At 57.4% G+C, this 23,263-nt stretch carries 21 protein-coding genes; 5 read left to right on the top strand and 16 right to left on the bottom strand.

Going from position 1 to position 23,263, the window contains the following annotated elements:
* Window positions 1-12: 12 nt before the first annotated feature.
* The 5 genes from malZ to phoB form a co-directional block, all read right to left on the bottom strand.
* Window positions 13-1,836: a maltodextrin glucosidase gene (malZ, locus tag FND52_RS06040; protein ID WP_144130066.1), complete on the bottom strand. Its 1,824-nt coding sequence runs from the start codon at window positions 1,834-1,836 to the stop codon at window positions 13-15.
* Between the two features lie 157 nt (window positions 1,837-1,993).
* On the bottom strand, window positions 1,994-3,367 hold the full coding sequence (proY, locus tag FND52_RS06035) for a proline-specific permease ProY (RefSeq protein WP_144130064.1): 1,374 nt from the start codon (window positions 3,365-3,367) through the stop codon (window positions 1,994-1,996).
* 72 nt (window positions 3,368-3,439) lie between these two features.
* Window positions 3,440-4,759, bottom strand: coding sequence for a branched-chain amino acid transporter carrier protein BrnQ (gene brnQ / locus FND52_RS06030; protein WP_144130062.1), 1,320 nt, complete (start codon window positions 4,757-4,759; stop codon window positions 3,440-3,442).
* 402 nt (window positions 4,760-5,161) lie between these two features.
* Window positions 5,162-6,472, bottom strand: coding sequence for a phosphate regulon sensor histidine kinase PhoR (gene phoR / locus FND52_RS06025; protein WP_144130060.1), 1,311 nt, complete (start codon window positions 6,470-6,472; stop codon window positions 5,162-5,164).
* Between the two features lie 23 nt (window positions 6,473-6,495).
* On the bottom strand, window positions 6,496-7,185 hold the full coding sequence (phoB, locus tag FND52_RS06020; RefSeq protein WP_002437058.1) for a phosphate response regulator transcription factor PhoB: 690 nt from the start codon (window positions 7,183-7,185) through the stop codon (window positions 6,496-6,498).
* Between the two features lie 188 nt (window positions 7,186-7,373).
* Between phoB and sbcD the strand changes: the two genes are divergently transcribed.
* Together sbcD and sbcC are read left to right on the top strand one after the other, a co-directional pair.
* Complete coding sequence (sbcD, locus tag FND52_RS06015) at window positions 7,374-8,588, top strand: exonuclease subunit SbcD (protein WP_144130558.1); 1,215 nt, start codon at window positions 7,374-7,376, stop codon at window positions 8,586-8,588.
* Window positions 8,585-11,728, top strand: a complete 3,144-nt coding sequence (sbcC, locus tag FND52_RS06010) for an exonuclease subunit SbcC (RefSeq protein WP_144130058.1) — start codon at window positions 8,585-8,587, stop codon at window positions 11,726-11,728. The genes sbcD and sbcC overlap by 4 nt, the downstream gene beginning before the upstream one ends.
* A gap of 331 nt (window positions 11,729-12,059) precedes the next feature.
* Here sbcC and mak read toward each other — a convergent pair whose 3' ends face one another.
* Entirely contained in the window at window positions 12,060-12,965 is a 906-nt protein-coding gene (mak, locus tag FND52_RS06005) for a fructokinase (RefSeq protein WP_125295534.1), read from the bottom strand.
* A 125-nt stretch (window positions 12,966-13,090) separates the two neighbouring features.
* On the opposite strand from mak, the gene rdgC reads away from it, so the two are divergent.
* Window positions 13,091-14,002 (top strand): recombination-associated protein RdgC, encoded by a 912-nt coding sequence (gene rdgC, locus FND52_RS06000; RefSeq protein ID WP_125295571.1) that lies wholly within the window; start codon window positions 13,091-13,093, stop codon window positions 14,000-14,002.
* A gap of 32 nt (window positions 14,003-14,034) precedes the next feature.
* Here rdgC and ppnP read toward each other — a convergent pair whose 3' ends face one another.
* From ppnP to aroL, 4 genes are all read right to left on the bottom strand, one after another.
* Window positions 14,035-14,319 (bottom strand): pyrimidine/purine nucleoside phosphorylase, encoded by a 285-nt coding sequence (ppnP, locus tag FND52_RS05995; protein WP_125295535.1) that lies wholly within the window; start codon window positions 14,317-14,319, stop codon window positions 14,035-14,037.
* A gap of 113 nt (window positions 14,320-14,432) precedes the next feature.
* Complete coding sequence (locus FND52_RS05990; RefSeq protein WP_144130055.1) at window positions 14,433-15,110, bottom strand: AroM family protein; 678 nt, start codon at window positions 15,108-15,110, stop codon at window positions 14,433-14,435.
* A 256-nt stretch (window positions 15,111-15,366) separates the two neighbouring features.
* Window positions 15,367-15,558: a protein YaiA gene (gene yaiA, locus FND52_RS05985; RefSeq protein WP_125295537.1), complete on the bottom strand. Its 192-nt coding sequence runs from the start codon at window positions 15,556-15,558 to the stop codon at window positions 15,367-15,369.
* 46 nt (window positions 15,559-15,604) lie between these two features.
* Complete coding sequence (gene aroL, locus FND52_RS05980; protein WP_125295538.1) at window positions 15,605-16,129, bottom strand: shikimate kinase AroL; 525 nt, start codon at window positions 16,127-16,129, stop codon at window positions 15,605-15,607.
* A 358-nt stretch (window positions 16,130-16,487) separates the two neighbouring features.
* Here aroL and FND52_RS05975 point away from each other — a divergent pair, with 358 nt between their 5' ends.
* Window positions 16,488-17,225, top strand: coding sequence for a DUF2076 domain-containing protein (locus tag FND52_RS05975; protein ID WP_125295539.1), 738 nt, complete (start codon window positions 16,488-16,490; stop codon window positions 17,223-17,225).
* On the opposite strand, the gene FND52_RS05970 is transcribed toward FND52_RS05975, so the two are convergent.
* The gene (locus tag FND52_RS05970; RefSeq protein WP_144130053.1) at window positions 17,222-17,677 is read right to left on the bottom strand and encodes a YaiI/YqxD family protein; all 456 of its coding nucleotides are present in this window, start codon (window positions 17,675-17,677) and stop codon (window positions 17,222-17,224) included. The two genes, FND52_RS05975 and FND52_RS05970, sit on opposite strands and share 4 nt — an antisense overlap.
* A gap of 174 nt (window positions 17,678-17,851) precedes the next feature.
* On the opposite strand from FND52_RS05970, the gene proC reads away from it, so the two are divergent.
* Window positions 17,852-18,661, top strand: a complete 810-nt coding sequence (proC, locus tag FND52_RS05965) for a pyrroline-5-carboxylate reductase (protein ID WP_144130051.1) — start codon at window positions 17,852-17,854, stop codon at window positions 18,659-18,661.
* A gap of 31 nt (window positions 18,662-18,692) precedes the next feature.
* Here proC and adrA read toward each other — a convergent pair whose 3' ends face one another.
* The 5 genes from adrA to FND52_RS05940 form a co-directional block, all read right to left on the bottom strand.
* Window positions 18,693-19,802 (bottom strand): diguanylate cyclase AdrA, encoded by a 1,110-nt coding sequence (gene adrA, locus FND52_RS05960; RefSeq protein ID WP_125295542.1) that lies wholly within the window; start codon window positions 19,800-19,802, stop codon window positions 18,693-18,695.
* A gap of 108 nt (window positions 19,803-19,910) precedes the next feature.
* Window positions 19,911-20,231, bottom strand: a complete 321-nt coding sequence (psiF, locus tag FND52_RS05955) for a phosphate starvation-inducible protein PsiF (protein ID WP_125295543.1) — start codon at window positions 20,229-20,231, stop codon at window positions 19,911-19,913.
* Between the two features lie 391 nt (window positions 20,232-20,622).
* Window positions 20,623-20,883, bottom strand: coding sequence for an anti-adapter protein IraP (gene iraP / locus FND52_RS05950; protein ID WP_144130049.1), 261 nt, complete (start codon window positions 20,881-20,883; stop codon window positions 20,623-20,625).
* Between the two features lie 215 nt (window positions 20,884-21,098).
* On the bottom strand, window positions 21,099-22,310 hold the full coding sequence (locus FND52_RS05945; protein WP_144130047.1) for a multidrug efflux MFS transporter: 1,212 nt from the start codon (window positions 22,308-22,310) through the stop codon (window positions 21,099-21,101).
* A 168-nt stretch (window positions 22,311-22,478) separates the two neighbouring features.
* On the bottom strand, window positions 22,479-23,177 hold the full coding sequence (locus FND52_RS05940) for an extensin-like domain-containing protein (protein WP_144130046.1): 699 nt from the start codon (window positions 23,175-23,177) through the stop codon (window positions 22,479-22,481).
* Window positions 23,178-23,263: the final 86 nt, after the last annotated feature.

Here is a 23,263-nt window from a genome sequence, read left to right as displayed (position 1 = left end):
GCGTTTCTGAATTTACCGCGAGTCGTTACGCCAGATCCCGCAGGAAATCGCAGGCATCAGCAATGATTGTCCGGTCAACTGCGCCTTGCCTTCCTCCAGCCGCCACTCGGTTTGCGCCATTAACGGCGACCAGGGAAGCTCAATGCGCGTTTCATCGCCCCGGTTAATGGCGATCAGCACTTTTTGCTGCTGCCACAGGCGCATAAACACCACCACATCCCCTTTAGCGTATAGCACATTGCAACCGCCGTAGCGTAATGCGCGCCGCTGTTTACGCAGCCGCGCCAGGCGCTGATACAGCGCGAACAGATCGCGGTCCTGCTTTTCGGCGTCCCAGGGATAGGGTTTACGGCAAAACGGATCGTTATTGCCGTCCAGCCCCACCTCATCGCCGTAATAGATGCACGGCACGCCGGGCCAGCAAAACAGCCACACCACGCCCAGCGGCAGACGGGCAACGTCTTTACCCAGCAGGGTTTTAAACCGCGCGGTATCGTGGCTGTCGAGCTGGTTGAACATGCGCAGTTGCTGCTGATGGGAAAGCCCGGCGCGGTACTGTTCCATCCAGTTAATACAGGTTTCCGCATCGATATGCTGCGGGTCATAGGAGATATCGGTATTCGCCAAAAATCCCCATAGCGGCACCGTAAAGCCGCGATAGTTCATCGCCGCGTCTTCCACGTCAGCCTGTAGCCACTGGCGGGCATCGCCGAAATGCTCACCGACGATATAGGCTTCAGGATTGACCTGTTTCGCCGCCTGAGTAATGCCGCGCACGTGCTGCAAGTTATTCTGCGCCCCACCTGCTTCGCCGAGCATATGCACCACGTCCAGCCGCCAGCCGTCCATGCCCCACGGCTCGCGTAGCCAGTGGCGCACCACGCTGTCTTCGCCCTGATAGATTTCGTCGATAAGCGTTGAGGACTGATAATCCAGTTTCGGCAGGCTCGGGTAGCCCAGCCAGTCCAGCGCCCGGCCATCTTCAGAAAAGCTGTACCAGGCGCGGTAAGTTGATTCCGGGTTATGGCACGCCCCGCCGGTGGCGGCGTTATGGCGGTCGAACCACGGATGGGAATCGCCGCTGTGGTTAAACACGCCGTCCAGCACCAGCCGCATCCCGGCGCGCCGGGTGTTATCGCGCAGGCGCAGCAGCGCCTGGTCGCCGCCGAACTGCGGGTCGACGTGGCGGTAATCCTGCGTGTCATACTTATGGACGCTGGGCGCGGTAAACACCGGGTTGAGATACAGCGCCGTGACGCCAAGCTTTTGCAGCCACGGCAGCTTTTCGCTGATGCCGTCCAAATCGCCGCCGTAAAACGTCGAGCCGCCCGCCTCAGCGGTGACCGGCTCGTCCCAGTTGCGCAGAATAATGTCGCGATGGGCGGCGTGATGATAGTAAACATTATCCTGCCCGGCCTTGCGCGGCAGGCTGCGGGCAAAACGGTCCGGGAAGATTTGATAAAAAATCTGCTCCGCCACCCATGAAGGCCCGTTATCCGGCGCATCCACCGCAAACTGCTCAAGGCGCGCGGGGGGATAATCGTTAAATCCCTGCGGGGTAAACCAGCGCTGGCGGCTGGGCCACAGCAGTTTAAAGCTATAGCGGCGGCGCGGCTGCCCCTCGTCCAGCGCGATAGTCGCCCGCCAGGCAGTCACGCCTTCCTGCGGCGCTTTGCGCACCCGCGTCATGGGAATGGAGGTCTCTTCGTTATCGCGTTCCGCGCGCAGCGTGACCCGCTGCGGCAAATCATCCCCGGAAAGCCACAACGTGATGGTCAGACGCTGCGTGTTTTGCTTGATAAAAGGTGCCACCGGAAGGTGCCAGGCTTGCAACATCGTATTTCCCCTCGGTCAATTTTTGACGCCACCATGCCATATCAGCGGCATGCCGCCTTCCTCATTTTGCGTTTATTTAGGGGAGGAGTTAACAGGTGGAGATCACTGAGCGTAGAGCGAAAACAACATCCCCGCCAGGCGGCGGGGATGGAAGAGATTAGGCGGTCAGGCGCGTGCGGGCGTCGTGGCGGCGCTTGAACACCCAGCCCACCAGCAGCAGGGCAATCCACGCGAAGCCAACGTAGAGCGAGATACGGGTATCCGGGTGGTAGCCAATCAGGCCGATAATAAACACCAGGAAGATCAAGCCGATCACCGTAGTGGTGACGCCGCCCGGCACTTTAAATTTCAGCGCCTTCACTTCTTCCGGAGATAAACGACGGCGGAACCAGATTTGCGACAGCAAAATCATGATCCACACCCACACGGTGGCGAAGGTCGCCAGCGAGGCAATCACCAGGAACACGTTCTCCGGCATGATGTAGTTGAGATACACCGCCAGCAGCAGCGCGGCGGTCATCACCATCACGGTCACCCACGGCACGCCGTTACGCGAGGTTTTAGCGAACACTTTCGGCGCACTGCCCTGGTCCGCCATACCGTGCAGCATGCGGCCCACGCCGAACACGTCGCTGTTAATCGCCGACAGGGAGGCGGTGATCACCACAAAGTTAAGAATACCGGCGGCAAAGGTGATGCCCATATGCTGGAAGGTCAGGACGAACGGGCTGCCGTTGGTGCCGACCTGGTTCCACGGGTAAATGGACATAATCACGAACAGCGTACCCACGTAGAACACCAGAATACGCAGCGGCACGGAATTAATAGCGCGCGGAATCGACTTCTCCGGATCTTTGGCTTCGCCTGCGGTAATACCGATGATTTCGATGCCGCCGTAGGCGAACATCACCATCTGCAAGGCCATTACAGTACCAATCCAGCCGTTGGCGAAGAAGCCGCCGTAGCTCCAGAGGTTGCTGATGCCGGTCGGCTGCCCGCCGTTGCCGATGCCCCAGATAATGATGCCGAAACCGGCGGCAATCATGATGATAATGGTGGCGACCTTGAAGAACGAGAACCAGAACTCCATCTCGCCGAACACTTTAACGCTCATCAGGTTGATGGCGCAGATGATCAGCACCACGCTCAGCACCCACACCCAGTGCGGCACGGCAGGGAACCAGACGCCCATATAAATGCCGAAGGCGGTCACGTCGGCGATGGCGACGATCAGGATTTCAAAGCAGTAGGTCCAGCCGGTGATGTAGCCCGCCAGCGGGCCTAAGTTTTCCTGGGCATAACGGGAGAATGAGCTGGCGGCAGGGTTATGTACCGACATTTCACCCAGCGCGCGCATGATAATGTAGGCCGCCACGCCGCCGATGATATACGCCAGCAGCACGCTCGGACCGGCCATTTTAATGGCGTCGGCGGAGCCGTAAAAAAGCCCGGTGCCAATCGCCGAGCCGAGTGCCATAAAGCGAATATGTCGCGTACTCAAACCGCGTTTGAGCTTAGTCCCGTTATCCATGTTGTTAAGTACCTGGTTACACAATAAAAAAACCACGGAGCGGGCCCCGTGGTTAAAATCTGTCCGGCTTTTTTAGTGCGCGGTGGAGGTCACCTGACGCCCCGCTGCGCGATCCCAAATAGCGGCAATCACCACCATCGCAACCGCCGGCATCAGCCAGGCCAGCCCTTGATCGGCCAGCGGCATTTTCTGCGTCCAGGCCGGCAACATGCCGCCCAGCGCCGAAGCTTTGACGCCATCAATCAGGCCCAACAGCAGGCTGATTAACATCGCCGGTGCGATAACGCGGGTGGAATTGTGCCACCAACCGCGGGTGAAGCTCAACACTACCAGCACGATGCACGGCGGATAAATGGCCGTCAGCACCGGAATGGAAATCTGGATCAGGTGGCTGAGGCCCAGATTCGAGACCACCATCGAGAAGCCACCGAGGATAAACACCAGCGAGCGGTACGACAGCGGCAGATACTGCGCGAAGAACTCGGCGCAGGCGCAGGTCAGGCCCACTGCGGTCACCATACAGGCGATGAAAATCAATGCCGCCAGCAGGAAGCTGCCTGCGCCGCCGAAGGTGTGCTGCACGTAGGCGTGAAGAATTGCCGCGCCGTTAGCAGACTGATCCACCAGAATCGCGCTGTCTGAACCCAGACGGAACAGCGCCAGATACAGCAGGGTCAAGCCGATACCCGCCATCAGGCCAGCCCACACGGTGTAGCGGGTCAGCAGACGCGCTTCGGTGACGCCGCGTGAACGCGCCGCATTAACGATAACAATACCGAACACCATCGCGCCCAGGGTATCCATGGTCAGATAGCCGTTAACGAAGCCGTTAGAAAACGCCGCGTTCTGATAGACGTCGGTAGCGACGCTGATATCGCCCGCAGGCCACAACAGAGCGGCAACCGCCAGAACGGTCAGCGCGACGATTTTCAGCGGTGCCAGGAAATTGCCCACGGTATCGAGCAGTTTGCCCGGATACAGCGACACCAGGATTACCAGCGCGAAATAAATCAGGCTGTAGATAAACAGCGGCATCGCGCCGTCGCCGGTCAGCGGCGCAATCCCCATTTCAAAAGAAACGGTGGCGGTACGCGGCGTGGCAAACAGCGGCCCCACGGCCAGATAACACACGGTCGCCAGCAGAATGCCCGCGCCACGGCCAATCGGCGTGCTCAGGCTGTCAACGCCGCCGCCAACTTTCGCCAGCGCCACCACGGTCAGCACAGGCAGACCGACCGCCGTGATCAGAAAGCCGATCGCCGCCGTCCAGACGTGTTCGCCCGCCTGCAGGCCAACCATAGGGGGAAAGATGATGTTGCCAGCGCCAACAAACAGCGCAAAGGTCATAAAGCCCAATGCGATGATGTCACGCGATTTCAATTGATGGGTCATAAAGTCTAACTGCCTGTGGATGTGGTGTTGAAAAGAATGACGTTTTTGCTGCCAGCGATGAGCGAAATAGCGTCGTTTCGTTATAAATCAGCGAAAAACACTTACCTGATGCCGTGGCGGAGAATAGTTTTTTGGTTTACCACGAAATTACAGTGAGTCTGGCAACATCAGGTGCGCAATTTAAACGCTTATAACGTTTGAAGGCAATAAGGGATCTAAAAACCAGTAGATTATTCCACATTCACGAAGTGAGTTAGATATTCATACCAGAATCTTAAAAATGTTATGGCTTTTAATGCGAACAAAAAACAAACAACCGTCAAAAATAAGACAGGAGTTAAGGAAACCAAACGGCAAAAGGGCCAGTTTACTGGCCCATGGAAACTAAGTTTTACAGCGGGATTAGCTGATTTGCCGTACCGGGGCAGGATTTGCGATTAGCCGTTCCGGCAGCACAAACGTAAAGGTGGTGCCTTTGCCGGGTTGGCTCTCGATCTCAAGGCGCGCATCGTGATGGCTGAGGGCGTGCTTCACAATCGCCAGCCCCAGCCCACTGCCGCCGGTCTGGCGGGAACGGGCTTTATCCACCCGATAGAAACGCTCGGTAAGACGCGGAATATGCTCCGCAGAAATTCCCGGCCCGTTATCCTGTACCGAAAACTTTGCTCCCTGCGGAACACGTTGCCAGGTCACGGTAATCGCCGTGCCTTCCGGGGTGTGGTTCACGGCGTTATACACCAGGTTGGAGATGGCGCTGCGCAGCTGTTCGTCGTTACCCAGCACTTTCAGATCGTTGTCGACATCAAACTTAAGCGTATGTTTTTTATGGCTTAAGGTTTGCGCTTCGCGCTCTACTACCCGCAGCATCATCGGCACATCAATTTGCTCATTAAGCACCAGCGCCGGCGCGGCTTCGATTTTTGAGAGCGTCAGCAGCTGTTTGACCAGCCCTTCCATGCGGTGGGTTTGCTCGCGCATGGTGTGGATGGCTTTCTCACGCAGCGGGCCTTCCAGTGGTTTGTCGTCCATCATCTCCAGGTAGCCCTGAAGCACCGTCAGGGGTGTACGCAATTCGTGACTGACGTTGGCAAAGAAATTACGCCGCGCGCCTTCCAGCTGGTGCATTTGCGTGACGTCGCGCGCCACCATCAGCAGTTGTTCTTCGCTGTAGGGCATCACGCGGAATTCCAGATGACGGCCGTTATTCAGCACCAGATTGAGCGGACGGGTAAACTGTCGCCCCTTCAGCCAGTTGGTGAATTCCGGGTAACGCAGCAGGTTAAGAATATTTTGGCCGTTATCGTCCGGCCAGCGCAGCCCTAACAGCTGCTGGGCCAGGCCGTTACACCAGAAGATATTGCCCTCTTCGGTGGTGAGGATCACCGCATCCGGCAAAGATTCCGCGCCGCTGCGAAAGCGTTTGATCAGGTTACCCAGCTCGCGGCGGCGCTTTTTGTTACGCAACTGCATCTGATGCAGGCCGTAAAGCAGCGGGTCCCAACTGCCCCGCCCCGGCGGCGGCGTCATGCTGCGATCGACCCAGATCCACCAGGAAAGGCGCATCAGATTCCAGAAATGCCACACCAACAGGCCGGTGACCGCCAGCAGCAGAAACCACGCCCAGTAACCAAAAATGGCCCCTAAAATCAGGGCCGGAATACAACACAGCACCAGCTCAAGGGCCAGCCTTTTCCATGACAGCCGTTCCAGCACGCGTCACTCTCCGGTTATCGTGATTAAAAACGACTTGAGAAGCGGTAGCCGGTGCCGCGAACCGTTTGCACCATCCGGTCGTGCCCGCTCAGCTCCAGCGCTTTACGCAGGCGGCGGATATGTACGTCCACGGTTCGGTCTTCCACATACACATTGGTGCCCCAGACGTGATTAAGCAGCTGTTCACGGCTGTAAACCCGCTCCGGGTGGGTCATAAAGAAGTGTAACAGTTTGAATTCGGTAGGGCCCATATCGAGGGGGTTTTCGCCGGTCATCACGCGGTGGGAGCTGGGATCGAGGCTCAGCCCCTGCATCTCAATCACCTCCTCCACCGCCATCGGGGAGATACGGCGCATCACGGCTTTAATCCGCGCCACCAGCTCTTTCGGGGAGAACGGCTTGGTGATGTAATCGTCCGCGCCGGTTTCCAGCCCGCGCACCCGGTCTTCTTCTTCGCCGCGCGCGGTCAGCATCATTACCGGGATATCGCGGGTCAGCGCTTCGCGTTTAAGATGCTTGATAAACTGAAGCCCGGAGCCGCCCGGCAGCATCCAGTCCAGCAGGATAAGATCGGGCCAGGGTTCGTTAAGCTGATTCACCGCGGTGTCATAATCTTCCGCTTCAACCGGCTGGAAGCCATTTTGTTCGAGTACGAAGCACACCATCTCACGGATTGGCGCTTCATCTTCAACGACCAGGATACGTCTCGCCATGATTAGCCCTGTCAAATTAAGTCGAATTTTCTGAATGCGGCGCCATTATGCGTCAGTTTTATGACAGATTTATGAAAAAGATGACGGTCTTATTACCCATCAGTTTGCTGTATAAATCTGGCGTCAGGACAGTGATGTATAAGGAGGGTTATAATCCCCCTTTCGCTTTTACGCCACAGGGAATGATGATGCGCATCCTCCACACCTCAGACTGGCACCTCGGTCAAAATTTTTATACTAAAAGCCGCGCCGCGGAGCATCAGGCCTTTCTGAACTGGCTGTGCCAGACGGCGGCGGAACAGCAGGTGGACGCCATCATCGTCGCCGGGGATATTTTCGATACCGGCTCGCCGCCGAGCTACGCGCGCGAACTGTATAACCGCTTTGTGGTGGATCTCCAGCCCACCGGCTGCCAGCTGATCGTGCTGGCTGGCAATCATGATTCCGTCGCCACGCTCAATGAATCCCGCGAGCTGCTGGCCTGCCTGAATACCCGGGTGATTGCCAGTGCGCAGCATCATCCGGAAGGCCAGGCGCTGATTATCAATAGACTTAATGGCGAACCGGGCGCGGTGCTGTGTCCGATCCCGTTTTTACGCCCGCGCGACGTAACCCGAAGCCGCGCCGGGGAGTCGGGCAGCGAAAAACAGCTGCAACTGTTAGAGGCAATTTCCCGCCACTATCAGGAATGCTTTGACGCCGCCTGTCGGCTGCGCGGCGAACGGGCGCTGCCGATTATCGCCACCGGGCACTTAACGGCGCTGGGCGTCACCAAAACCGACGCGGTGCGTGATATCTACATCGGCACGCTGGACGCCTTCCCCGCCAGCCATTTCCCGGCGGCGGATTACATCGCGCTGGGCCATATTCACCGCGCCCAGTGCGTAGCGAAAAGCGAACATATCCGCTATTGCGGCTCGCCGATCCCGCTCAGTTTTGATGAAACCGGCGGCGCAAAGATAGTGAATCTGGTGGAGTTTTCCGCCGGATCGCTGACCGCTATCACCCCGCTGGAGGTGCCCGTTACCCAGCCGCTGGCGATGATCAAAGGCAATCTGGCGCAGATTGAGCAGCAGCTTGAACAGTGGCGCGATGCGCCTGCCGAGCCGAAAACCTGGCTGGATATCGAAATCGTCAGCGACGACTTCCTGCACGATATGCAGCGTCAGATTGTTGCCATGACCGAAAACCTGCCGGTGGAAGTGATCCTGCTACGCCGCAACCGCGAGCAGCGGGAACAGGCCATCGCCCGCCTGGAAACCGAAACCCTGAGCGAACTGAGCGTCGTGGACGTGTTTGAACGCCGCCTGCAAAGCGAAGCGCTGGAAGACGATGAAGCCGCCCGGCTGAGGACCCTGTTCGCCCAAACCCTGGAGACGATGCAGCAGGAGGAAAACGCATGAAAATTTTGAGCCTGCGCCTCAAGAATCTCAACTCCCTGAAGGGCGAATGGAAAATCGACTTTACCCAGGAGCCGTTTTCCAGCAACGGTCTGTTCGCTATCACCGGGCCAACCGGCGCGGGGAAAACTACCCTGCTTGATGCCATTTGCCTGGCGCTGTATCACAAGACGCCGCGCCTCAATACCATCTCCCAGTCGCAGAACGATTTAATGACCCGCGACACCGCCGAGTGCCTGGCGGAAGTGGAGTTTGAAGTCAAAGGCGTGGCATATCGCGCGTTCTGGTGCCAGTATCGCGCCCGCTACCTGCCGGACGGCAAACTCCAGCCTCCCCGCGTGGAGCTGGCCCGCAGCGCCGACGGTAAAATCCTGGCGGATAAAGTGAACGACAAGCTCGAGGCCGTCGCCACCTTAACCGGACTGGATTATGACCGATTTACCCGTTCGATGATGCTTTCTCAGGGGCAGTTTGCCGCCTTCCTGAACGCGAAAGCCCAGGAGCGGGCCGAGCTGCTGGAAGAACTGACCGGCACCGAGATTTACGGGATCATTTCCGCGCGGGTGTTTGAGCAGCATAAGCAGGCGCGTATCGATCTGGAAAAATTACAGTCTCAGGCGCAGGGCGTGATGTTGCTCAGTGATGAGCAGCGCCAGCAGCTGGCAGAAAGTTTGCAGGCGCTCACTTCTCAGGAGCAAACGCTACAGACTGCGCTACAGCGCAACCAGCTGCATCACCAGTGGCTAAGCCAGAAAGCGCAGCTCGAACGCCACTGCCAGCAGACGCAAACCGATCTGGCGCAGGCACAACAGGCCCGGCTCGCGGCGCAGGCCGATATCGCCCGGCTGGAACTGGCCCTGCCCGCTGAGAAATTGCGCCCGCTGTGGCAGCAGCGCCGCGACCAGCGTCAGGCGCTACTGCGGACACAAACCCAGCGCGATGAAGTAAATACTCGCTTACTTAACGAGAAGCAGCGCCGCCAGCAGATCCGCGCCGCTATCGCCCAACGCGCCGCCGACTCACGGTCAGAACTGGAACAGCTCAACGCACTGATGCAAACCCACCAGCGCTGGGGCCAGTGGCATAGCGAACTGGCAGGCTGGAAATCCGCTTTTGCGGAGCGCCGCCGCGACGGCAGCCGGCTCGGCGAACTGCGCGCCGCGCGGGATCAGGTAAAGAACAAACAGGCGCAGCTGGCCCCCGTCACGCTGACGCTGACGCCGGAAGAACTCAACAGCCAGCTACAGCGCGCCGCCGCCCAGCGCGGACAGCGCCAGAAACTGGCGGTGTTGCATCGCGATATTGCTGCCCAGCGCCAGCGCGCCGGGCAGCTCGACCAGCAGCGTCAGGGGATTGCCCGGCAGTTAGCGGATCTGGATCGTCAGCTGGTTGAGAAGCGCGCGGCGTACAAAGCGAAACAGGAAGAGACGGCGCACGCCTTTCAGGTATGGGAGCTGGAAAAAACCATTGCGGGCCTGATGGCTGAGCGAGCGCGGCTCCAGCCCGATGCGCCCTGCCCGCTGTGCGGCTCCACCCACCATCCGGCCATTGAGGCGTATAACGCTATCCAGCCAAACGACAGCGAGGCGCGCTACCAGCAGCTTGAAAAGGAAAAATCGGCGCTGGGCGAACAGGGCGCGACGCTGCGCGGCCAGCAAAACTCGCTGCAAAAGCAGCTGATAGAGCTGGACGCCGAAGCGGCAGGCATTACCCAGAAAGCGCAGACGCTGAGCGCGGAATGGGAAGCGCTGTGCCAAGCGCTGGACGCGACGCTGGACGCCAGCCAGCCGCTGGAACCCTGGCTTGAGGCGCAGACCCAGTACGAACAACAGCTTTATCTGCTGCAACAGCACCAGCTTCTGGCGGACGACGCGCGCGTCAGGCAGCAGGCCATCACAAAATATGAAGCAGAGATGACCGCGCGCGACCAGGCGCTCAGCGAACAATTTGCCGCGCTGGATCTGACGCTACCGGATGACGCCCAGGAAGCCGAGTGGCTGCGGGCGCGCGAGCAGGAAGCGCAGCAGTGGCAGCAGCAGCAAACCCGCCAGCTTGCGTTACAAAACCTGCTCGCCCGCTGCGATGAGGTACTGGCAGTATTGCCGGATGAAGAAGCGCAATCCGTACAGGTTGATGGCGAACCGCTGGAGAGCTGGCAGCCGTGTCATAACCAGTGCCTGACGCTGGAAGCCCAGTGGGCAACGCTCAGCGAACAGTGCCAACGGGAACAGGTCCGTGAAGCGCAGCTGACCCAGGAATTTGAGCAACTGCTTGCACAAAGCCATTTTGCAGATGAAGCCGCGTTTCTCGCCGCAGTGCTGGAACCGCTCGAGCTGGAACGCCTGAGCGCGCTGAAAACCCAAACCGAGCGCCAGCTTCACGAGCAGCAAACCCGGCAGGCCCAGGCGGAACAGGCGCTGAACGCGCACCTGCAAGCCCCGCCTGCTGAGATTGATTTAACGATGGTTCCGGACGCCCTACAGGCCGCGATAGCGCAACTCAGCCAGGCGCTGCGCGAAAATGCCACCCGTCAGGGCGAGCTGAAGCAGCAAATCAGACAGGACGCAGAGAATCGAGAACGGCTACAGGGGTTGCAACAGCAGATCGACGACGCCAGCGACCATCTGACGACCTGGGCGCATCTCAACCACTTAATCGGCTCGCAAAAAGGCGACAAATTCCGCAAATATGCCCAGGGCTTAACCCTCGACAACCTGGTCTGGCTGGCGAACCAGCAGCTCAACCGGCTGCACGGGCGCTACTTACTGAAGCGTAAACTCAGCGAAGAGCTGGAGCTGGAAGTGGTGGACACCTGGCAGGCCGACGCGGTGCGCGACACCCGCACCCTTTCCGGCGGCGAAAGCTTCCTGGTCAGCCTGGCGCTGGCGCTCGCGCTGTCTGATCTGGTAAGCCACAAAACCCGCATCGACTCGCTGTTCCTCGATGAAGGCTTCGGCACCCTCGACGCCGAAACCCTGGACATTGCCCTCGACGCGCTGGACGCCCTCAACGCCACCGGCAAAACCATCGGCGTCATCAGCCACGTCGAAGCCATGAAAGAGCGCATCCCGGTACAAATCAAAGTGAAGAAAATAAACGGCCTCGGCGTCAGCCGATTAGCAAAGGAATACGCAGTAAGTTAACCCTTAACGAACAACACCAGCGGAGCCATAGCCAGGGGGTTTTAATCCGGCATCAAAATCGCCGAGGCGCAATTGACGAGCCAGGTCAGACCCGCAGGGATGCGGGGCTGAGGTCGTGAGCTACAGGATGTAGCATCACGACCGACCTGAAGCGAGGAGATGGAGCCGAGGGAACCGCGCAGCGGCGATTTTGCTGGCCGGGAGCCTGGGGTGTCGGGGACGCGGCGGCGAGCGTCCCTGACTCGTTCGCGTACACTGAGGTCGCATAGATGAAAACACCCTAAGCGAACGAAACATTCCACTGTCCATTAATAAACTGCACCGCCCCCCATCACTGAGGCCACAACCACGCTGCCCCCCGCACCCCACTCGAATCCCCGTGCTTCGCCTTCACAATCGGCGTCTCACACTCCCCCCCAAACACCCAGGGTTTAATCAACTGTGGCACCGTCTGATACAGCCGATCCACATTACTCATCCCGCCGCCCAGCACAATCACATCGGGGTCGAGAATATTCACCACGTGCGCCAGCGACTTGGCGAGCCGCATTTCATATCGGCTGAGCGCCAGCTCCGCCACCGGATCCTGCTGCTCCACCAGCCGAATAATCTCGCTGCCTTTATGCGGATGCCCGCTGAGCCGCCGGTAATCGGTGGCAAAACCGGTGCCGGAAATAAAGGTCTCGATACACCCCTGTTTGCCGCAATAGCACGGCACTTCTTCGCGATAGCGCAACTCGTCGGCGTCCATCCACGGCAGCGGATTGTGGCCCCACTCTCCTGCGGTGCCGTTGCCGCCGATATGGCTGCGGCCGCCCAGCGCAATCCCGGACCCGCAGCCGGTGCCGATGATCACCGCAAATACCGTTTGCGCCCCGGCAGCCGCGCCATCTACCGCTTCGGACACCGCCAGGCAGTTAGCGTCATTCGCCAGGCGCACGTCACGCCCCAGCCGGGCGCTGAGATCTTTATCGAACGGCTTGCCGTTAAGCCAGGTCGAGTTGGCATTCTTGACCACGCCGGTATAGGGCGAAATCGAGCCGGGGATACCCATCCCCACGCTGCCGCGCTCGCCGGTGGCTTCTTCCGCCAGCCGCACCAGCTCGGCAATGGTCTCAATGGTTTGCGCGTAATCGTCGCGCGGCGTGGGCAGCCGGTGACGATACAATTGCTGGCCGTCGTCAGACAGCGCGATCACTTCGGTTTTGGTACCACCTAAATCAATCCCAATACGCACAAGAAGCCCCTTATTTACGCAGTTCAGAGTGACGGTTGCGGGCCTTTCTCTCAAAGGCCATGAAACTGAGCGGCGGTTTCGTTATCATGCCCGCTGCGTTTAACTACCAGACCGTGGAAAATATCATGCTGTGGTTCAAAAATTTAATGGTTTATCGCGTCAGCCGCGACGTCTCGCTGCGAGCCGAAGAGATGGAAAAACAGCTGGCGGCGTTTTCCTTTACCCCCTGTGGCAGCCAGGATATGGCGAAAACCGGTTGGGTGCCACCGATGGGCTCACAGAGTGATGCGCTGACGCACACTGCCAACGGTCAAATTGTTATCTGCGCCCGCAAAGAGGAAAAAATCCTGCCTGCGCCGGTGATCAAACAGGCGCTGGAAGCGAAGATCGCCAAACTGGAAGCGGACCAGGGGCGCAAGCTGAAAAAGACCGAAAAAGATTCGCTGAAAGATGAAGTATTGCACTCCTTACTGCCGCGCGCCTTCAGCCGTTTTAACCAGACCATGATGTGGATCGATACCGTTAACGGGTTGATTATGGTCGACTGCGCCAGCGCCAAAAAGGCCGAAGATACCCTGGCGCTGCTGCGCAAAAGCCTGGGTTCGCTGCCGGTGGTGCCGCTGACCCTGGAGACGCCGCCAGAACTGACCCTGACCGAATGGGTGCGCAGCGGCAGCGCCGCGCAGGGATTCCAGCTGATGGACGAAGCCGAACTGAAAGCGATGCTGGAAGACGGCGGCGTGATCCGCTGTAAAAAGCAGGAACTGGTGAGCGATGAAATCGCCGTGCATATCGAGGCGGGCAAAGTAGTCACCAAACTGGCGCTCGACTGGCAGCAGCGCATCCAGTTTATGATGTGTGAAGACGGTTCGATCAAGCGCCTGAAGTTTGCCGACGAACTGCGCGATCAGAATGAGGATATCGACCGTGAAGATGTGGCCCAGCGCTTTGATGCCGATTTTATTCTGATGACCGGCGAACTGGCCGCCCTGATTAGCAGCCTGGTGGAAGGGTTGGGCGGCGAAGCCCAACGCTAACAGCATTCACCCTCGCAAGGAGGGTGAAGGTATTACAGATAGCGGCACAAATAGGAGGTGGGTTCCGCCACTTGCAGGTGGAACTCGCTGTGGCCCGGCACATGAAAGACGTCGCCCGGCCCGTAGGTTTTCCACTCAACTTCCCCTGGCAGCAGCACGTGCAGCGCGCCGCTGACGACCGTCATCTCTTCAGGCTGGGCGGTGCCGAAAGTATATTCCCCTTCCGCCATCACCCCGACACTGGCGCGGCCAGTGCTGCTACTGGTAAAACCGATGGATTTCACTTTACCGGAGAAATATTCATTACTTTGAAGCATGGACTGGCCCTTTTAGAAATGGTCGAAAAACCAATATACCCGAATTCATGTTACTTGCAGCGTTAACAATGACGGGTATTTCAGGCAAGCCCGGCGCGTATCACAGATTTGGGTTATACCAGCAGTTCGGAGGCCAGATGGGCCACCAGAACGTTGGACAGCAGCACCGGCACATCCAGCTCCTGCTGCAACAGATCGCGGTGCTTCTGGTGATAGCCCAGGCAATCCAGCATCAGCACATCGGCCCCCTGGTCAATCAGCATGCGTCCGGCGTCCACCAGTTCCTGTTCGGTGCCGAACACCGGGCTCGCCAGCGCGTACAGCGGCGGGTTTTCCAGCAGCGCCCACTTCTCGGCCTGGGAAGAGAGCAGCTCCGGGATCGGCACAATCACGCCAACCTGATGCCCATCGACAATAGAAGCCACCAGCGGCGGAATGATGCGCTGCGGCTCCAGTAAGATCGAATTGCGGGCGTGAAGTTTGGTGAAGCGATAGGTGCTCATCAACAAAATTACGTCATAGCCCTGGCCATCCAGCACTTCAATGGCGCTTTGTAGCGCCTGCTCGGTTTTCTGACGCGACACTTCGACTACTTCTTTATTGCTTAATAGCGTCAGCATCGGCTCATGCCCGGCTTCGACGCCATACTCCTGTAACGCCTCTTCCTTACTTAGCGATCCCATGAGACTGATATGCTTTATTTGCTCCTCAGGGACCTGCCCCGCCAGTAACGGTAAAATTGCGCCGACGGGGACAACGCCAATCGTGAGTATCGCTAACGTAGGATTCATGTTCATTCCGCCTGTCTAATCTCTTGCTTTCTACTGCACTGCTTACTTCGCCATGCGGTTATTGGAGAGAAATTAACCATAAAGCCTGGCAGCATCTGGCAATCTTGCCGCGCATTTTCTCCTCGTCGCGGCGGCTATCAGAATAAGGTTTTAATAGTAACGGGAATTTAACTGTTATTGTGATTGAAAATTCGGAATTTGGTGAAGCGAAGGGAGTAAGGAAGGGAGAGCCAGCCGCTCTCCCCTGTGAATGGCGTCACGTTTTTTCGGGATCTTCATAGCGCCGCTTCGCATCCAGCGCTTCGGCTTCCGTTTCATGTTCGCTAATCAATGCGTCAGGTTTCGGATGGTCCGCACGCAGCTGATACCAGGTCACCGTCTGTCCTGGGGTGCCTTTCTCAATCGTAACAATGCGCGCTTCTCGGGGATACGGGGGTCTGGATGCCATAACACTTCCTTATCAATGGATTCGAAGTATTAAGTATAGACAACCGCTAGCTCGCGCGAGCTAAACGCAACACTTCCAGAATACGCGCAATAATCAGCTCAACCGGCAGGCTGGCGTCGATAACGTGGTGCGCCGCCGCCTGGTACAGCGCTTCACGCTGGGCCAGCACATCCTCGATTTCTTCTACCATAGGTTTGCCGGTCAGGGTTGGCCGCTGATCTTCTTCCGGTGACGCCATCAGGCGCTCGGCCAGCGTTTCAGCCGGAACCTGTAAATAGATCACCGCGCCGTGATTGCGCATAAACACCCGGTTAGCCTCGGCCAGCACCATACCGCCGCCGGTGGCTACCACCGTGGCGGGCTGGGTCACCGCCTGTAGCGCCTGGCTTTCTCTGGCGCGAAATCCCGGCCATCCTTCCTGTTCGACAATTTCCGCCACCGTCGCGCCGCTTTGCTCTAACAGCCAGCGATCGGTATCGACAAAATGAAACCCCAGCGATGCCGCTAAACCCTGACCCACGGTTGTTTTGCCGCATCCGCGCGGCCCGACCAGAAAAAGGGGTTGAGTCATGAAAGGACTGTCCTCAGCATCTCAGCCGTTGAGATGACGTTATTAGCGTTAAGAATAGTAATCATACCAGCAAGCTAGTACACAAGATAGGTGTAAAAATATAGTTACAAAAATGAAATATAGAAATCACTTCCGCTGCCAGGCCGGATGGAATCAGGCTGACGCATGTAAACAATTTCTACCACTGAAAGGTGCGCTCACCTTACTTGAATCTGGCTATCAATTACAACCCCTGATGCGCAATCGGGATCCCCGTTTTATCAAACCGGCCTGTTTTGCAGATTTATCCCGTAACGCGATCGGGGGGATAAATCAGGATTATAGTTATTACAGATGCATAATGACGGAGATATGAATCATGCAATCCGAAGAGCAACGCCTGATCGATGGACTCTTTAGCCGTCTGCAACAGGCAGAAAGCCAGAGCGCGCCGCGCGACGCAGAAGCCGAGGCGCGTATTGTCAGCCATCTCCAGCAACAGCCGCAAGCGCCCTATTATATGGCGCAGACAATCCTGATTCAGGAAGCCGCCATCAAACAGCTTAACCAGCGCCTGCAGGCGCTGGAGGGCCAACTGGCGCAGCGCGAGCATGAAGCGGCGCAAAAACAGAGCAGCGGCGGTTTTCTGGCCGGACTGTTTGGCGGCAGCGACCACACACCTGCACGCCCGGTAGACAGGCCGATTCCGGGTGCCGGGCAATACGCCCGCGCCGCACCGGGCCAGTACAATGCCCCACCGGCAGGCGCACAGGGCTACGGCGCACCGCGAGGCCAGGGCTTTATGGGCGGCGCACTGCAAACGGCGGTGGGCGTAGCCGGCGGCGTGATTATGGCCAATATGCTCACCAGCATGTTCAGCCACAGCCAGCCGGAAGAGATCGTGAATATCATTGACGATCCGACCCAGCCGACGGATAGCGGCGCGATCAATGCGGTGGAAGATTATAACCAGGCTGACGACAGCCAGTTCCTGAATCAGGACGCCGGTCTGCCGCAGGACAATGTCAACGACTACGCCACCAATGACGATGCCGATTTTGGCGCCGGTGACGACTTCGGCAACGATTTCGGCGGCGACGACGACAGCTGGACTTAAGCGTTACGGGCGCGGGCCAGCAGCCATTTGTCCAGCTCGGCGGCGAACTGTTGCCGATCGCGTGGGCTGAGCGTAGACGGCCCGCCGGTCTGTACGCCGCTGGCGCGCAGCGTTTCCATAAAATCGCGCATGGTCAGCCGCTCGCGAATAGTGGCTTCGGTGTAGCGCTCGCCGCGCGGGTTTAACGCATGCGCGCCTTTGGCAATCACTTCTGCCGCCAGGGGGATATCGGCGGTGATCACTAAATCCCCCGGCTGGCAGTGGCGCACTATTTCGTTATCCGCCACGTCAAAGCCCGCTTCTACCCGCCAGGCGCGGACAAACTTCGAAGGCGGCACGCGCAGATTCTGGTTCGCCACCATCGTTACCATCACCTGGCAGCGATCCGCCGCGCGCCACAGCACTTCTTTGATCACGTTCGGGCACGCATCGGCATCTATCCATATCGACATACTGACTCCAGCTCCGCCTGCGGCGTAAGAGTAAAAACGCGGATTCTACCCGCTTTGCCAAAAGGTAGGGTGATTTTTAACGGCGGTATCAAGCCGCCGCCATAGCGAAAACCGTAAAAGGCGCGTTAAGCTAGGGCCACGCACAACGCAAAATAACCATGATGGAGGGATGAAATGGATAAGAAGATCGGTTTTATTGGCTGCGGAAATATGGGGAAAGCCATTCTCGGCGGCCTGATCGCCAGCGGCGACGTACCCGCCAGCAATATCTGGGTCTATACCCCTTCAGCCGATAATGTCGCCGCCTTGCAGAGCGAATACGGCATCAACGGCGCGCAAAGCGCCCAGGAAGTCGCTCAGGCGACGGATATCGTGTTCGGCGCGGTGAAGCCCAATATCATGCTGAAAGTGATGGGCGACATCGCCTCCAGCCTGAATAAAGATTCGCTGGTGGTGTCCATCGCCGCCGGGATCACGCTCGATCAGCTCGCCGTGGCGCTGGGCCATGACCGCAAAATTATCCGCGCCATGCCTAACACACCGTCGTTGGTCAACGCCGGTATGACCTCGATCACCGCCAACGCGCTGGTGTCGCCGGAAGAAACCGACGCGGTGCTGGCGATGTTCCGCAGCTTCGGACAGGCGGAAAACGTGCCGGAATATATGATCCACTCGGTGGTGGGCGTCAGCGGTTCGGCTCCGGCTTATGTGTTTATGTTTATCGAAGCGATGGCGGATGCCGCCGTGCTGGGCGGCATGCCCCGCGCCCAGGCCTATAAGTTTGCCGCCCAGGCGGTGATGGGCTCCGCCAAAATGGTGCTGGAAACCGGTAAGCATCCGGGCGAGCTAAAGGACATGGTGTGTTCGCCGGGCGGTACCACCATTGAGGCGGTAAAAGTGCTGGAAGAGAAAGGCTTGCGCGCGGCGGTCATGGAAGCCATGGCGCAATGCATGGCCAAATCCGAGGCGCTGAGCAAAAGTTAATGCGCCGCGTCAGATGAGCGTGCGTTAGCGCTCATCTGACCGTATACACCTCGGTTCGGTTACGCCCGGCCTTCTTGGCCTGATACAGCGCCATGTCGGCGGCTTTCAGCCACTCCTGATAATCCTTCATATGGGTATTGAACGGCGCGATGCCGACGCTGATCTGCACGTTTAGCGATGCGGCATTTTCTATTCTCAGGTTCTGCAAACGCTCATGGATGCGATCCATCGCGGCGACGGCGCTTTCCGGAGACGTGCCGCTCATGATCACCGCAAACTCATCCCCGCCGAACCGGCCAATCACATCGCTGACCCGCAGCGTGAGCTGTAAATATTGAGTCACGGCAATAATCGCTTTATCGCCAACATCATGCCCGTAGGTGTCGTTGATTTGCTTAAAGTGGTCGATGTCGATCAGCAGCAGCGTGGAGGCGCGGCGGTAGCGCAGCGCGTTTTCATATTCAATACTTAACAGCTGCTCCCAGTGGCGACGGTTATAGACGCCGGTCATCCCGTCGCGGGTGCTGATCAGTTGATGACGCCGCTTATGCTCCGCCAGATTGACCGCCGTGCGATAGCAAACGAAGCCAAACAGCGCAGGATAGATAATCAACGTCGGTAAACTAAGGAAAAACTGTAGCGGCGTCGTGGTGAGGTTAAGGGGCGCATCGATAAACTGCATGGCCATCAGCGCCGTCATCATCTGCAACATCAGTCCGGCGGCAAAAAAACGCACGCCGAATGCGCCGATATTGTTCATATTGATCATCATCGACAGCAGCAAACAGGGCAGCGCGTTACCGCCCATAATGGCGATCCCGATGCCCGCCATCAGGGTATCGATGATTAAGTTTCGCCGCTCCGCCGTCATGGGGTCCGACGAGCGTTCAGCGATTTGCAGCGCCAGGTGCGGCCAGACAAAGGCATACATCACCAGCGCCAGCCACCACCATCCCGGCAGCGCCTGGTCCACCAGCACGCCGGCAAACATGATGAAGCAGCAAAAATGGCCTACGGTGCGCGGTAGCCAGATACGACGCGCAAAGCGTAAACCGCTGCGGTATTTATCGTCGTTAAGAGGCTTTTCGCGCGCCGAAATATCCCAGAGACGCCATTTGCTGAAGGTCTGTTCATCATTCATTGGTATAGGAGATTAACTGGACAAATTTCCCAGAGTATAGAAACGGGTCAACGGCGCGGAGTATGAAATTTAGGGTGAGACTTAAATCAAACTCACCCTAATGGATGATTAGCTGGCCTTTTTCAGGCACTCGCTCATAAAGGTTTTACGGGCATCGCCGGTAAGGGATTTATTTCCCGCCTCGGTATTACAGCTTTTCATTTTCTGCTGCTGAGGCGTCAAACTTTTATCGCCCGGCGCAGACTGGCTGTTCTTCAGGCAATTGCTCATATAGGATTTTCGCGCGTCGCCTTTCAGATCCTGCGACGTGGCCTGCTGGTTACAGGTGGTCATGCGCTGCTGTTGCGGCGTGAGGGTTCTTTCGGCGGCATGGACTGGAGAGCTGCTTAACAGTCCTGCCAGAAGTGTAAAAAGTATTGTTGATTTCATAGCACCATCCCAATTGAAATAAGGCGTTTTAAGCCTGGCCTGGCGCAGCAGAAAAACCACTGACGCATTTCAGGATTGCCAACGGGATAACATTAATTTTTGTGTATTTTTTTACACACATCTCCCAGCCAGCGCGTCGAAATAAATCTGACTGCGCGCTTATTACCCAACCCGGAAATTTCCAGACAGCGCTAAAATGCCGTCAATTACCGAAACGGTAATATCCTTAAGCCTGTTTTAAATAAACAAATAAACGCAGCATTTGAGCCGGGAAATAAAATGCCTTTTTATTTATTTCCCGGCTGGCTTATTGCATGAAGGTAATAAAGAGATCGGCGTAGCGAATAATTTCGCTTAAGACTCAGTAATAACAAACACCTGGCTCTAAATTTCAGTTTCGTGGATGTTTCAGGAGCTTTTTCAGGTACTGCTGTAGGAGCTCCGAATCCTCTACAGAGACCTCAGACTTTACACGCGCACCGTCCATTGCACCGTCGATGCTATCAATAAGCGCCTGCTGTTCGCCCGGCTCCATACGACGCAGCAGCGCCGTCACAACAATCTCCAACGCTTCAACCTGAGCCACTAACGCTTTTGACTCCTGCTCTTTATCAGCGAGGGTCACTAATAGTTCAGCAATTAAGTTTTTCATGAAGATTATCCCTTTAAAAAGTCAAATGACGTTAACATCCCCTCCCCATTTTTGATAGGGGGGAAAAGTAGTATTTTGCCGATTTTATCGTATTTGTGTGAAACCGCGAATAATATATTCAGCGAAACGTTTCACTGAATATATATGATTCCCTATGGCGAATAAACGGTTCGCCAACGACGATTAATAAAATCACGCTGAAAATATATGATACATCAACGCCCTGCCGCGCGTCTTTTGGCGGCGGTGCGATTAAGTGCAACCGCAAGCTGAACAATATTAATCAGTACGACCAGCGCCGTAGCAATAAATACCCAGCGAAACCCGGCAGCGGCGCTAACGCCCGCGCCCATCAACGGCCCGACAACATTGCCCAGATACATAAACGACTGGTTGTACCCGAAAATACGCCCGGTGATCTGGTCGCTGGAATATTTTAATAGCAGCGTTTGCACCGCTGGCAGCATGGCACCATCGGCGAAACCCAGCAGGAATCGCAGGATGCCCAGTTGCACCGGGTTGGTGACGAACGACATGGCGAAAAACAGCACTACGGCGACGATTAGCGTCGCCATCAGGATACGCGCAGTGCCGATGCGATCGCCCAGTTTCCCGAGGCGCGGCGCGCTGATTAACGCCGAAACGCCAGGCACTGCGGCAATCAAGCCGCTCAAAAACGCGATGTTATTGCTTTGCGGCGCGAGCGACTGGATAAACAGCGCCAGGATCGGCCCCACCGAACCGTTACACAGTTGGATCACCATGGTGGTAACGAACAGGCTAACGATCAGGCCAGGATAGGGTAATGACGCGAACACCGCTTTGCCGCTCAGACGCTGATCTTTAGTAATGACCGTGCGTACGCCCTCTTTAATAAAGAACAGCGTCACCACAAAACTGACCATCAATAAGCCTGCTGTAATTAAAAATACCCAGTGCAACCCCACCCAGTCCGCCAGGAAACCGCCCATCAGCGGCCCGGCTATCACACCGCTGATCTGCGCGGTTGACAGCGTACTCAGCGCCCAGCCGCTGCGCTCGCGCGGCACCTGGGATGCCACCAGCGCCATGGCATTAGGAATGTAGCCTGAGGTCAGGCCCATCAGGGCGCGCAGGAAAAACAGTTGCCAGACATTGGTGGCGAAGGCCTGTAACAGGATCGCCACCGCCATACCCAGCGACGCGCGCAGTAGCATCAGTTTGCGGCCTTTGCGATCCGCCAGGCTGCCCCACATCGGCGAGACGATGGCGGAGACCAGAAACGTAACGCTAAAGGTCAGCCCGGACCACATCGACAGCGCTTCATGAGACGTGACGCCAAGCTGCGCTACGTACAGCGGCAAAAACGGTAAAATCTGACTGATCGCCAACCCGGTAAAAAAGCAGCCGAACCAGACAGAGATAAGATTAACTTTCCAGGATTCCATGACGCGCGTTTTCAATAAGATGTGAAGATTTTATGGCAGGGTAGCAAGAGTCTGCATGCAACTTCTTGCGATCCATGCGCTGTGGTGAAATTCAGTGATTTATCACACAAAAGCGCTTTACCGTGATATGCATCACGAAATAACCGCCTGCTCGCCGGGGAATATGCTTTAACGGCAGATCCCAAATCCGCGCATGCCTAAATGAAAATGATCGGCGTGGGCGGCGTTGTAGTTCGGCCCGAGTGAATTGCCGTAAAACGCACAGCTGTGGCTGAACAGTTCGCGCATGACCTCGCCGCGCGGCCCGCTTTCATTCCAGCCTTTTCGCACCGTGATTTGCTGACCGTTGGCGAAGCGAAAACCGCTGATGTCCAGGGCATCCGCCGTGGCGTGTTCGCTGCGCCGCGCCTGCTCGCGGTTGTAGATATTGCGGCAGGCGAAGCTGCCAAGGTGATCGATACGCCGCAGCGGGCTACCCATGATCTGCTGCGCCGTCGGCACCGCGCGCTGCTGAACGAACATCGCCGAACTCAGCGCCAGCGGGCAGCTGGCTAAAAAGCTGCTGCTGAGCTGCACCTCGCCAAAGCGCGTGACGCGCACCGGAGAATCCAGCGGGCAGTTGCCGGTGGTGCTGGATTGCTCACGAAACTGAATCATTCCCTGCTCGCTGGCTTGCCTGAGCACTGCCATACAGGCCGCCGGGTCATTGGCGAGCTGACGCAGTTTATAGCGGGTCACTACGGTGGGCGGGTCGCTGGGGGAGAGCGGTGCGAAGGGGTTATACTGCGGCGGCAGATATTCATACAGCCCCCACCCTGCCAGCGCAGTGAGTAAAAATCCGGTAATCATTCCGCCCGTCGTCGCCATCCACGCCCTCCGTTTCTGTGAACTACCAGTATAGCGGCTGACGCCTGTATCCCCTTACGATTGAGCATGAATAGCCGAATTGAGCG

Origin of the sequence: Atlantibacter subterraneus (genome assembly GCF_007570865.1) — a bacterium.
Classification (GTDB): Bacteria; Pseudomonadota; Gammaproteobacteria; order Enterobacterales; family Enterobacteriaceae; genus Atlantibacter; species Atlantibacter subterraneus.
The sequence above is the reverse complement of the archived record's forward strand: the minus strand, read 5'-3'. Positions and strand labels throughout refer to the sequence as shown.

Coding starts and splice junctions, on each gene's coding strand:
- malZ (WP_144130066.1), bottom strand. CDS start 1,836: ATGTTGCAAGCCTGGCACCTTCCGGTGGCACCTTTTATCAAGCAAAAC.
- proY (WP_144130064.1), bottom strand. CDS start 3,367: ATGGATAACGGGACTAAGCTCAAACGCGGTTTGAGTACGCGACATATT.
- brnQ (WP_144130062.1), bottom strand. CDS start 4,759: ATGACCCATCAATTGAAATCGCGTGACATCATCGCATTGGGCTTTATG.
- phoB (WP_002437058.1), bottom strand. CDS start 7,185: ATGGCGAGACGTATCCTGGTCGTTGAAGATGAAGCGCCAATCCGTGAG.
- sbcD (WP_144130558.1), top strand. CDS start 7,374: ATGCGCATCCTCCACACCTCAGACTGGCACCTCGGTCAAAATTTTTAT.
- sbcC (WP_144130058.1), top strand. CDS start 8,585: ATGAAAATTTTGAGCCTGCGCCTCAAGAATCTCAACTCCCTGAAGGGC.
- rdgC (WP_125295571.1), top strand. CDS start 13,091: ATGCTGTGGTTCAAAAATTTAATGGTTTATCGCGTCAGCCGCGACGTC.
- ppnP (WP_125295535.1), bottom strand. CDS start 14,319: ATGCTTCAAAGTAATGAATATTTCTCCGGTAAAGTGAAATCCATCGGT.
- FND52_RS05990 (WP_144130055.1), bottom strand. CDS start 15,110: ATGAATCCTACGTTAGCGATACTCACGATTGGCGTTGTCCCCGTCGGC.
- yaiA (WP_125295537.1), bottom strand. CDS start 15,558: ATGGCATCCAGACCCCCGTATCCCCGAGAAGCGCGCATTGTTACGATT.
- aroL (WP_125295538.1), bottom strand. CDS start 16,129: ATGACTCAACCCCTTTTTCTGGTCGGGCCGCGCGGATGCGGCAAAACA.
- FND52_RS05975 (WP_125295539.1), top strand. CDS start 16,488: ATGCAATCCGAAGAGCAACGCCTGATCGATGGACTCTTTAGCCGTCTG.
- FND52_RS05970 (WP_144130053.1), bottom strand. CDS start 17,677: ATGTCGATATGGATAGATGCCGATGCGTGCCCGAACGTGATCAAAGAA.
- proC (WP_144130051.1), top strand. CDS start 17,852: ATGGATAAGAAGATCGGTTTTATTGGCTGCGGAAATATGGGGAAAGCC.
- adrA (WP_125295542.1), bottom strand. CDS start 19,802: ATGAATGATGAACAGACCTTCAGCAAATGGCGTCTCTGGGATATTTCG.
- psiF (WP_125295543.1), bottom strand. CDS start 20,231: ATGAAATCAACAATACTTTTTACACTTCTGGCAGGACTGTTAAGCAGC.
- iraP (WP_144130049.1), bottom strand. CDS start 20,883: ATGAAAAACTTAATTGCTGAACTATTAGTGACCCTCGCTGATAAAGAG.
- FND52_RS05945 (WP_144130047.1), bottom strand. CDS start 22,310: ATGGAATCCTGGAAAGTTAATCTTATCTCTGTCTGGTTCGGCTGCTTT.
- FND52_RS05940 (WP_144130046.1), bottom strand. CDS start 23,177: ATGGCGACGACGGGCGGAATGATTACCGGATTTTTACTCACTGCGCTG.